11 protein-coding genes are annotated in these 10421 nt (G+C 67.3%); 3 read left to right on the top strand and 8 right to left on the bottom strand.

Translation table 11 applies throughout. The features are described from left to right. Nucleotides 1-610, bottom strand: a 610-nt coding sequence (locus VFA16_RS07175; RefSeq protein ID WP_324967145.1) for an SOS response-associated peptidase, incomplete at its 3' end; no start/stop codon positions are given. Nucleotides 611-680: 70 nt separating this feature from the next. Here VFA16_RS07175 and aroA point away from each other — a divergent pair. Together aroA and rsgA are read left to right on the top strand one after the other, a co-directional pair. Next, on the top strand, nucleotides 681-1967 hold the full coding sequence (gene aroA / locus VFA16_RS07170; protein WP_324967147.1) for a 3-phosphoshikimate 1-carboxyvinyltransferase: 1287 nt from the start codon (nucleotides 681-683) through the stop codon (nucleotides 1965-1967). Then, nucleotides 1964-2944, top strand: coding sequence for a ribosome small subunit-dependent GTPase A (rsgA, locus tag VFA16_RS07165; RefSeq protein ID WP_324967144.1), 981 nt, complete (start codon nucleotides 1964-1966; stop codon nucleotides 2942-2944). Before aroA ends, rsgA begins: the two co-directional genes overlap by 4 nt. Nucleotides 2945-3040: 96 nt before the next feature. Here rsgA and VFA16_RS07160 read toward each other — a convergent pair whose 3' ends face one another. The 5 genes from VFA16_RS07160 to VFA16_RS07140 form a co-directional block, all read right to left on the bottom strand. After that, complete coding sequence (locus tag VFA16_RS07160; RefSeq protein WP_324967143.1) at nucleotides 3041-3925, bottom strand: ribokinase; 885 nt, start codon at nucleotides 3923-3925, stop codon at nucleotides 3041-3043. 54 nt (nucleotides 3926-3979) lie between these two features. Next, nucleotides 3980-5266 (bottom strand): fatty acid desaturase, encoded by a 1287-nt coding sequence (locus VFA16_RS07155; RefSeq protein ID WP_324967142.1) that lies wholly within the window; start codon nucleotides 5264-5266, stop codon nucleotides 3980-3982. 90 nt (nucleotides 5267-5356) lie between these two features. Then, nucleotides 5357-6502 carry a ferredoxin reductase gene (locus VFA16_RS07150; protein ID WP_324967141.1) on the bottom strand — a complete coding sequence of 382 codons (1146 nt, stop codon included), beginning with the start codon at nucleotides 6500-6502 and terminating at the stop codon, nucleotides 5357-5359. Between the two features lie 90 nt (nucleotides 6503-6592). Next, on the bottom strand, nucleotides 6593-7099 hold the full coding sequence (locus tag VFA16_RS07145; RefSeq protein WP_324967146.1) for a DUF6912 family protein: 507 nt from the start codon (nucleotides 7097-7099) through the stop codon (nucleotides 6593-6595). 186 nt (nucleotides 7100-7285) lie between these two features. Next, nucleotides 7286-8632 carry a WS/DGAT/MGAT family O-acyltransferase gene (locus VFA16_RS07140; protein ID WP_414687659.1) on the bottom strand — a complete coding sequence of 449 codons (1347 nt, stop codon included), beginning with the start codon at nucleotides 8630-8632 and terminating at the stop codon, nucleotides 7286-7288. A 326-nt stretch (nucleotides 8633-8958) separates the two neighbouring features. On the opposite strand from VFA16_RS07140, the gene VFA16_RS07135 reads away from it, so the two are divergent. Beyond that, entirely contained in the window at nucleotides 8959-9435 is a 477-nt protein-coding gene (locus VFA16_RS07135; protein ID WP_324967139.1) for an Rv3235 family protein, read from the top strand. Between the two features lie 9 nt (nucleotides 9436-9444). On the opposite strand, the gene VFA16_RS07130 is transcribed toward VFA16_RS07135, so the two are convergent. Continuing rightward, nucleotides 9445-10164 carry a hypothetical protein gene (locus VFA16_RS07130; protein WP_324967138.1) on the bottom strand — a complete coding sequence of 240 codons (720 nt, stop codon included), beginning with the start codon at nucleotides 10162-10164 and terminating at the stop codon, nucleotides 9445-9447. Nucleotides 10165-10236: 72 nt separating this feature from the next. After that, the coding region (locus tag VFA16_RS07125; RefSeq protein ID WP_324967137.1) for a hypothetical protein at nucleotides 10237-10421 on the bottom strand (185 nt) is incomplete at its 5' end.

The following is a 10421-nucleotide window of genomic DNA, read 5'->3' as shown; positions in this document are numbered from 1 at the left end:
CCAGCCACCGGTCCCAGTCGCGTTCGGCCACGACCAGCGGCATCCGGTCGTGGATACGCGCGAGTTCGCCGACCGCGTCGGTGGTGATGATCGTGCAGGTCAGCAGTGGCGGCGCGTCTTCTGCCGGCTGCTGACCCGGTTTCCAAACCGACCACAGGCCCGCCATGAATAGCGGTTCACCGTCTTCGCGGTAGATGAAATACGGCGTTTTGCGGGTCTTTTTGCCCGGCTCGCGATTGGCATGCCATTCGAAAAAGCCGTCCATCGGGACCAGGCACCGCTTGGATTTGGCGCTCGCGCGAAACGCCGGCGAGGTGGTGACTTTGTCGGCGCGGGCGTTGATCAGCTGCGGCCCTTTGGAATCCGGCGCTCCGTCGGGCCCGGTCTTGACCCAAGGCGGAATCAGCCCCCACCGCATCAGCCGCACCCGCCGAGTCGGTTCGTCATCGGGTTCGTCGTGGCGACGAACCACCGTCGCGATCGTCGTCGTCGGCGCCACGTTGTAGTTCGGCGCGGGCGAAGCCCCCTGAGATCCGGTGGCCTCGTCGATCGCCTTGATCTTCTCGGCCAGCTTCGCCGGATCGGTCGTCATCGCGAATCGTCCGCACATACCTTCCATAGTGCCGGGCCTACCCGCAGAACAGCGGCCGACAAGCCATGATGGTCGTGTGACCAGCCAGCTGTGGACGGCGCCCTGCACACCGATTCCGGTGTCTGCGACCGTGACCGTGCCCGGCTCGAAGTCGCAGACCAACCGCGCTCTGGTGCTGTCGGCGCTGGCGGCCGCGAGCGGCCAAGGTGGCTCGTCGATCCGGGGCGCGCTGCGCAGCCGCGACACCGACCTGATGATCGGGGCCCTCACTACCCTGGGGCTGCACGTCGGCGGGTCCGGCACGGACCTGAGTATCAGCGGCGCGCTCTCCCCGGTGCCCGACGCCCGGGTCGATTGCGGGCTGGCCGGCACTGTGCTGCGGTTTGTGCCGCCACTGGCCGCGCTGACCGACGTGACGGTGGAGTTCGACGGCGACGCACAGGCCCGGGCCCGGCCGATTGCGCCGCTGCTGGATGCGCTGCGCGGTCTGGGTGTCGACGTCGAGGGCGATGGACTGCCGTTTCGGGTGCGCGGCGCGAGCAGGGTCACCGGCGGCATGGTGCGCATCGATGCGTCCGCGTCGTCGCAGTTCGTGTCGGGCCTGCTGCTGTGCGCTCCCGCGTTCACCGAAGGGCTCACCGTCGAGCACACCGGATCGACGCTGCCGTCGGCGCCGCACATCGCCATGACGGTGGCGATGCTGCGACAAGCCGGGGTAGACGTCGACGATTCGACGCCGAACCTTTGGCGGGTGCGCCCCGCCCCTGTGGCCGCTCGGCATTGGGACATCGAACCGGATCTCTCCAACGCCGTTCCGTTTCTGGCGGCGGCCGTGGTCAGCGGCGGCGCCGTGCGAATCACCGGCTGGCCATCTGCGAGCATCCAGCCGGCCGACATCATCCTGGATATCTTGAAGCGCCTGAATGCCGTTGTAACACAAGCAGATTCCTACCTCGAAGTACGTGGGCCGCGCGAGTACGGCGGCTTCGACGTTGACTTGCGTGAAGTCGGCGAGCTGACGCCGACGGTGGCGGTTCTCGCGGCGCTGGCGGCGCCGGGATCGGTGTCGAGACTGACCGGCATCGCGCATCTGCGCGGCCACGAGACCGACCGGCTCGCGGCGCTGAGCGCCGAGATCAACGGGCTCGGCGGAAACTGCCAGCAGACACCGGACGGGCTGGTGATCACCGCGACACCGCTGCGGCCAGGCATCTGGCACTCCTACGCCGATCACCGGATGGCCACTGCCGGCGCGATCGTCGGGTTACGGGTAGCCGGAGTGGAAGTGGAGGACATCGCCACCACCGCCAAGACACTGCCCGGCTTTCCGCAACTATGGGCCGACATGCTGGCCGATCAGGGGTCCTCGGCTTGAGGCCAGGCGACTTCGACGAGTCCGACGTCAAGGTCCGCCCCGGACGAGGCTCTCGGCCGCGCACCAAAGTCCGCCCCGAACATGCCGACGCCCAGCTGGCCATGGTGGTCAGCGTCGACCGCGGCCGCTGGCGATGTGCGCTCGACGACGACCCCGAGCGTCGCGTCACCGCCATGCGGGCACGCGAACTCGGCCGCACCCCCATTGTCGTCGGCGACGACGTCGACGTCGTCGGCGATCTGTCCGGGCGGCCGGACACCCTGGCGCGCATCGTGCGGCGCGGACCGCGGCGAACCGTGTTGCGGCGCACCGCCGATGACACCGATCCCACCGAGAGGGTCGTGGTCGCCAATGCTGACCAGCTGATGATCGTGGTGGCGCTGGCGGACCCGCCACCACGCACCGGTCTGGTGGACCGGGCGCTGATCGCTGCGTACGCCGGTGGGCTGCAACCGATCCTGTGCCTGACCAAAACCGACCTCGCGCCCGCCCGGCCGTTCGCCGAAGAATTCGCCGACCTCGACCTCAGCGTGGTCGCCGCCGGCCGCGACGATCCGCTGGATGCAACGGTGGACCTGCTTACCGGAAAGCTCAGCGTGCTGCTTGGCCATTCCGGAGTCGGCAAGTCGACTCTGGTCAATCGTCTTGTGCCAGAAGCGAACCGGGCAGTCGCGGAGGTGACCAACATCGGTAAGGGGCGGCACACCTCGACACAGTCGGTGGCGTTGCCGTTACCCGGCGGCGGCTGGGTGATCGACACGCCGGGGATCCGCACGTTCGGGTTGGCGCACATCGCACCCGAGGACGTGCTGATGGCGTTTACCGATCTGGCAGAGGCAATTCAGGACTGCCCCCGCGGCTGTGGACACTTGGGGCCGCCCGCTGATCCGGAGTGCGCGCTCGACGCTCTCACCGGACCGGCTGCGCGGCGCGTCGCCGCGGCCCGGCGGCTGCTGGCCGCGCTGCGCGAAAGCTAGGCCGAGCGGGCGTGTCTGTACGCCGACACGCCGCTTCAGGTGTACAAAAGCGCCCGCTCGCGGGGGGAAGGCGCTTGGCGTTCTCGGCAGCCCTCGTCAGCTCGTCAGCGCGGTCAAGTCGGGCCGCCCGCCGAGCCGCTGCACGGTGGAGCTGGCCGCGGCGACAGCCAGCTCGCCGGCCGCATCCGGCGGGGCACCTTTGCGCAGTGCGGCGATCAGTCCGGCCACAAACGCGTCGCCGGCGCCGGTCGGATCGACCACCCCTACTTTCGACAACGGAAAGAGGTGGCTGCCGTCAGGCCAGACCACCAGATCCCCGGCGTCCGGTATGGCGACGGCCACCAGCTCTGGCCCGGTGTCGAGCAACCGCTGGGCCCAATCCGTTGCTGCGGGCACCGAGTCGACAGGCTCACCGGCCATCAGCTCGGCTTCCTTGGCGTCGGCTCGGATGACCTGCACCCACTGCATCAGCTCGTCGCGGATGCTCTGCTCGGGAGCGCCGTCGGCTACCACTCGTGCGCCGCGCTCGTGGGCGCGGCGAGCGGCGGCCAGCACGGTCTCGGGCGGCTGTTGCAGTTGCAGCGAGACGATGTCGGCGGCGTCGAAGACAGCGGCTGATCGGTCAAGGTCGTCGACGGTGACCAACGAGCTGTCCGGTATGTCTTCCAACAGCCGCCGGCTCCCGGGTGCATCGACCACGTCGACCAGCAGTGCGGTGTCGCCCCGCTGGACGACTCCGCGGGTGTCGATGCCGTCGTCAGAAGCCTGCTGCAGCACCGACGCCCCCGGCGGGTCATCACCGACCACGCCAATCAGTGCGACGGGTACGCCGAGTTGGACCAGGCCAACAGCCTGATTGGCGCCCTTGCCGCCCAGCACTTCGCGCCGCTCCACGACCGGCGCGGATCCGCCGCTCTCGGGCAATTCAGCGCAGCGCAGCACTAGATCACGGCCGATCTGGCCAACCACTACGACACTCATGGTGTCTGAGTGCCCGTCGTCGGCTCAGTTGACGCGCGGCAATCAGACGAGCAGTTAGGCCGCCAGGTCGTCGCCGCTTTCGGCACCAAGCGCCTTGGCGCGCCTGCTCCGTCGCCAGCCCCGCACGGTAGCAATCGCGGTCCTCAGGCCGCGCCGGCGTCCGGTGGCAGGATCAGTGCCCGCGAAACCGGGTTCCAGCTCTGCGAACATGCGCTCGCTGCGGGTCTCCGGGGCGTTGTCGGCGGTGTCGCGCAGGTACTTGTTCGGCAGCGACAGTTTGGCAATGGTCCGCCACGTCTTGGCGTACTGCAGCAGGAACGGGCCGGTCGTGTAGGGCAAGTCGTACTTGTCGCAGATCTCGCGCACCCGCACCGAAATCTCGGCGAGCCGGTTGCTCGGCAGATCGGGATACAGATGGTGTTCGATTTGGTGGCACAAATTGCCGCTCATGAACCGCATCACCGGCCCGGCGTTGAAGTTGGCGCTGCCCAGCATCTGCCGCAAGTACCACTGGCCTTTGGACTCGCCGGCCATGTCGGTCTTGGTGAACTTCTCGGCTCCGTCGGGGAAATGCCCGCAGAAAATCACCGCGTTGGCCCACAGGTTGCGGATCACAGTGGCCGTGAAGTTGGCCTTCAGCGTGGACATGTACGTCGCTTCGGGCGACAGGGAGGTCAGCGCAGGGAACGCGACGTAGTCCTTGACCAGCTGCCGAGCGGCTTTGCGCCCGAACTCATGGATTCGAACCCGGCTCTCTTCTGGGGCCGCCCGGCCCTTGAAGATCTTGCCGAGCTCTACGTGCTGCAAGCCGACGCCCCATTCGAACGCAACCGCGAGGATGGTGTTGAAGACCAGGTTGAACAGGTTGTGGCGCTTCCAGCGCTGGTCGCGGGTGACGCGCAGCAGGCCGTAGCCGACATCGTCGTCCATACCGAGGATGTTGGCGTACTTGTGGTGCACGAAGTTGTGGTTGTACCGCCAGTGCTTGGAGGCCCCGAGGTTGTCCCACTCCCAGGTTGTCGAGTGGATCTCGGGGTCGTTCATCCAGTCCCACTGGCCGTGCATGACGTTGTGGCCGATCTCCATGTTCTCGACGATCTTGGCCACGCCCAGTGTTGCCGCGCCTGCCCACCAGGCCGTGCGTCGCGAGCTGGCCGCCAGCAACAAGCGACCGGTGACTTCCAGTGCGCGCTGTGCGGCGATGGTGCGGCGGATGTAGCGGGCGTCGCGCTCGCCGCGGGAGTCTTCGATGTCTTGGCGGATTGCGTCGAGCTCGACGGCCAAGTTTTCGATGTCGGCATCCGTGAGATGCGCGAATACCTCGATGTCAGTGACGGCCATACTTTGCCTTCCTGCAGTCGTGGAATCGCTGCCTACGCTATCGTAACCTACGAAACCGTAAGTTACCAGCGGGTAGCAGCTGAGAATCGCTTAAATGTCGAGTACGCAGTCGCCGGACGCGGCGGTAACGCAGGTCTGCACCCGCGTTCCGGCTTCGTGTTCCACGCCGGTCCGCAGGTCGCGGACGTGGCCGTCGAGCAGCGGAATCACGCACGACCGGCAGATGCCCATCCGGCACCCGAACGGCATCTGCACCCCCGCCCGCTCGCCCGCGTCCATCAACGACGTCGCCGCGTCTGCCGCCGCGGTGCGACCACTGCGGGCGAACGTGACCGTCCCGCCCGCTCCGGCGGGGGCGGCCCGCGACACCGCGAACCGCTCCAGGTGCAGCCGTTGCGCCACGCCCGCCGCCGACCACATCTTCTCCGCCTGGGTGAGCATGCCTTCAGGGCCGCATGCCCACGTCTGCCGTTCCCGCCAGTCGGGCACTTCCTCATCGAGGCGGGCAAGGTCGAGCCGGCCCTCCGTGCGGGTCGCGCGCAACCGCAGCCGATAACCCGCGTGTTCGCGTTGCAGCTCGGCCAGTTCGGCGGCGAACATCACGTCGGATTCGGTGGGTGCCGAATGCAGGTGGACGATGTCGGTGATCTGGTCGCGGCGCACCAGCGTCCGCAGCATCGACATCACCGGCGTGATGCCGGTTCCCGCGGTCAGAAACAGGATGGCCGGCGGCGCGGGGTCGGGCAGCACGAAATTTCCCTGCGGCTCGGCCAGCCGGACGACTGTCCCGGGCGCGACGCCGTCAACGAGGTGGGTGGACAGGAAACCTTCGGGCATTGCCTTGACGGTGATCGTCACCGTGCGCGACGCCGTCACCGGGCTTGACGTCAGCGAATACGATCGCCACCGCCAGCGCCCGTCCACCAGCAATCCGATGCCGATGTACTGACCGGGCTGATAATCGAAGCTAAAACCCCACCCGGGCTTGATGACCAGCGTTGCCGAGTCGCGCGTCTCGCGGCGGACCTCGACGATCCGACCCCGCAGTTCCCGGGCCGACCACAGCGGGTTGGCCAGGTGCAGATAGTCGTCGGGCAACAGCGGCGTCGTGATCCTGGTGGCGATCCGGCGCAGCATGTGCCAGCCCGGATGCCTGTCCGCGCCGACGACGGTCGGCTGGTCAGTGTCGACGACGTCGGCGGTGATTTTCGGGATCTTCTTCTTCGTTGGTTCCATAGGAAGCTCCTGCTGACTGTGCGGCATGCGGCTTCCGCCCACCTGACAAACCTACGGTAGCGTAACCTACGGCTCCGTATCCAGCCATGGCTAGAGCAGCTCGAGCAGGAACGGCAGTTCCTGGGCGGCGTACCAGGCCAGATCGTGGTCCTGGGCGTCGCCGACCAGCAGCTCGGCATCCTCGTCACCGAGGTCGGCGGCGTCGATGGCCGCAATCGCTGCTGTCACTGCGGCTTCGGCCGCAGCATTGTCGACAAATGCCGCGACGACATCGCTGATAGCTACAGGTCCGGCCAGCCGCACCACCGCGTGGTCGAGGTCCGGGCGAAGCGTCACATCGTCGACGTCGGCGACCAGCACCACGCGCCGCGGCGGCAACTCGTCATCGGAATCCTCGCCGCCGGCCAGCAGCCGCAGCGAAGCCAGCGCGGCCTCTCGCAGGGCGACCTCGCCGAGCTCCTCGTCGTCACCCTCGGCATAGGACTCGCGCAGCGCCGGTGTGACCGCGAACGCGGTGCCGTTGACGGGCCGCAATGAACCGTCGGCGACCAACTGCTGCAGCATCGCCAGCGTCGCCGGGACATAGACCCGCATCAGCCGACTGTAACGGCCCACTCGCGCTCGACCAGCAATGTTGCGACGTGATCATCGACATACCTGAACAATTCGCGGGGCGGACCCTGATAGCCACTCGATGAACTCCCGACGCGCGGCCAGCTCTTCTGCATTTGACGAATTCCGTTTGCAGCCAATGCAATTCGGCTTCATAGGTGCGCGCGTCGGCTACTTTGCGGCTTCCAGCAATTCTTCGAGCGACTCAGCTAACAGCGAGGGCAGCACGTCGACGTCGCTCATCGCTTCGCGGTCGGCGTTGATCCCGAAATACAGCATGCCGTTGTACGACGTCACACCGATGGCCAGCACCTGGTTGTTCAGTAGCGGCGGAACCGCGTAGGTCTCCAGCAGTTTGGCCCCGGCGACATACATCTGCGACTGCGCGCCGGGCGCGTTCGTGATCAGCAGGTTGAACAACCGCGCCGACATGTTGGTGGCCACCCGAATCCCCATCGCGTGCAAGGTCGGTGGCGCAAATCCCGACAGCGTGACGATGCTGCGGGCGTCGACCAGGCTGGCCGCTGTGGGATTCGACTCGGTGGCATGGGCGATCTGGGAGAGCCGTATCACTCCGTTGCCCTCCCCCACCGGCAAGTCGATCAGGAACGGTGTCACCTGGCTGATCGCTTGTCCGGGACTGGAGGCGTCGAACTCGTCGTCGGGATAGACCGACATGGGCGCCATCGCACGGATGGTTGCGGGCGGCGCCACCGCCTCACCGCGCGACAGCAGCCAGTTACGCAGTGCGCCGGTGATGACGGCCAACACCACATCGTTGACGTCGCAGTCGTAGCGTGCCCGTATCGCGCGGTAGTCCTCGAGCCGCCCCCGCGCAACCGTGAACCGTCGATTGCGCGAGACCGGGGCATTGAGCGGGCTGTTGGGCGCTGTGCCCCGCGCAACTGTGCGCACGACGTTGACCAGCCGCCGGCCCACGTCGATCACCAACCTCGAATTGGTGACCGCCTCGACCAGTCCGGAGCGGACGGCTTGCAGCTGAGATCCCGGCCGCGACACCCAGTCACCGATGGCGCCCAACAGCAGACGGGTAGTGCCGGGGTCGCGGCCAGGCACCCAGAAGTCCTCGGGGAACGTCGGCGGACGCCGCGTCCGGTCGGCGATGACGTGGCCGATCTCCAGCGCATTCATGCCGTTGATCAGCGCTTGGTGTGACTTCGTGTAGAGCGCGATGCGGTTTTTGGCCAGCCCTTCGACCAGGTACATCTCCCACAGCGGCCGCGACTTATCCAATGGCCGCGCAGCCAGACGCGCGATCAGCTCGTGCAGCTGCTCGTCACTGCCCGGGGAGGGCAGCGCGGAGCGCCGGATGTGGTAGGTGATGTCGAAGTCACGGTCGTCGACCCACACCGGCCTGGCCAGGTTCATCGTGACTTCGCGGACTTTCTGGCGGTAGCGCGGTATTTGCGGCAGCCGCTGCTCAACGGTTTCCAGCAGCGTCTCGTAGCTCAACCCGGTGCGCGGGCGCCGCAGGATCGACAGCGAGCCGACATACATCGGCGTGGCGCTGTTCTCCAGGCGATAGAAGGAGGCGTCCGACGTGGACAACCGCGGCACAGCCCGTCCCCCTTGATGTTTGGTGCACTTCACCTACCGGTCGTCGCTCACCGTAACCGCCAGCTCAGGGGGTGTGCAGGGCGGGTACGCGGAAACGTCGGTTGTGCGATGATGATCACACTTGGCGATCGCAAGCCGCGGCGCAGCCGGGGGCAGCGGGTCGCCGCAACCGAAATGTCTGCCACTCTCCAGCAGGCCTGCTTCTGTTCGACCGAGCGCTGGAGGGTGCACTCTTGACAGTTAATCTCGACCGCTGCGTTGCCGTCGTGCCCGTTGTAGACTACGAGCCGCCGCCGCGCGACGTGCAGCACTGTAGGCCGGTTTCCGCGACGGCGCTGCGGCGTCCCGGCGCGCGGGCATCAGCCCGGTCAGCCGGACACCACCCGGCAGTAGCCATGTCGCCGACGCTGCGGGCGGCCGCAGATTTCGCCGATGCGGCACTGCGCCGCGTGCTGGAGGTCATCGACCGGCGCAGGCCGATAACCCAGTTGCGTCCGCTGCTCACAGCAGGGCTTGTCGACTCGGTGCTCGCGCTCAACCCCGGTGCGGCCGGTCGCCGTGAGGCAGCGGTGCTGCGCCGGGTGCGCCTACAAGCGGTCGGACCGGGCGATGCGGCGACAGCGGCCGAGGTGTTCGGCACCTACAGCCGGGGCCGCCGCGTACATGCCATCGCCTGCCGCGTCGAACAACTACCAGCCGCCGACGGCAACAGGTGGCAAGTGGTGGCATTGCACATCGGGTGACCGGCGCGCTCATTCTCGCGTAGGTTCCACGAATACGCGGCCGATCGCGAATATCCCCCGCTGTGGTAAGTAGAAGTCGGCTAGGTGTGCTTGCTCTTCCAGCGGCCCGACCGGGCCGAGGTCCTGGCCTTCGACCACCGCAGTGCTGTCGGTGACATACCAGATCCGCAGCGGATTGGCATCGAAGTGCTGGCCATTGGATGTCTGCCCGCTCAGCCTGACCGTGCCGGCGCGGAGGGCCCGGCCCGCGACGTGGCCCATCAGTGACAGGACCGAACGCGAGCGCCACAACGTGTTCGGCATCGCGGAGCCGACCAGATTCATCGCGCGAGTCACCGGCGTGGAGCCGAGCTGGATCGTCCAGTCGACCGTGGCGTCGTCGAGAGTGCAAATACGCAGCCGCCGCGGCGTTTTCCATTCGAGCCCGATGGATATGTGTCGGGCGCGCTGCACGTCGGCGCCGAAGTAGCGGCTACAAGCCACCTCACACGGCGCCGACTCGTAGAACGTCCACCTGCCGGCCGGATCACGATGCCAGATGGATGTGAAGGCCTCGCCTACCGACGACGCGGTCCATCGGCGCAAACCGAGCACGTGTCCTGAGCGAAAGGGCAAGCCCATCACACCGTAACCCGACACCCGTTCGCAGGTGGCCGTGGGCAGTACCGGATTTTCCTCGACGTTGCGGGCGAACTGCGCTGGCTCGCTGATGCTGACGGTAGTAGTCACGCCCACGATGCTGCAGCCGCCCGCGGCGTGGGCGCATGAGGCGTTTGCCTCAAATCCTTGAGGGAAGGGCGGTTACCGCTTCTTCGCCGATTTCGGCGGCTTGGGTCCGCGACCCTGCCGGCGTGCGGCTTCGCGCCGTTCGCGTCGACTGCCGCCGGCAGGCACCCCGGCCGGCGTCTTCTGCGCGCCGCCGTTGCGCTGCACTTGAGCTGAGCCGTCCTCAGCCGGACCGGAATACGTCAAAGCGGGTGATTCGG

Origin of the sequence: Mycobacterium sp. (assembly GCF_035653355.1) — a bacterium.
Lineage (GTDB): Bacteria > Actinomycetota > Actinomycetes > Mycobacteriales > Mycobacteriaceae > Mycobacterium.
Note: the sequence above shows the minus strand (reverse complement) of the source record. Positions and strands in the feature narration are given on the sequence as shown.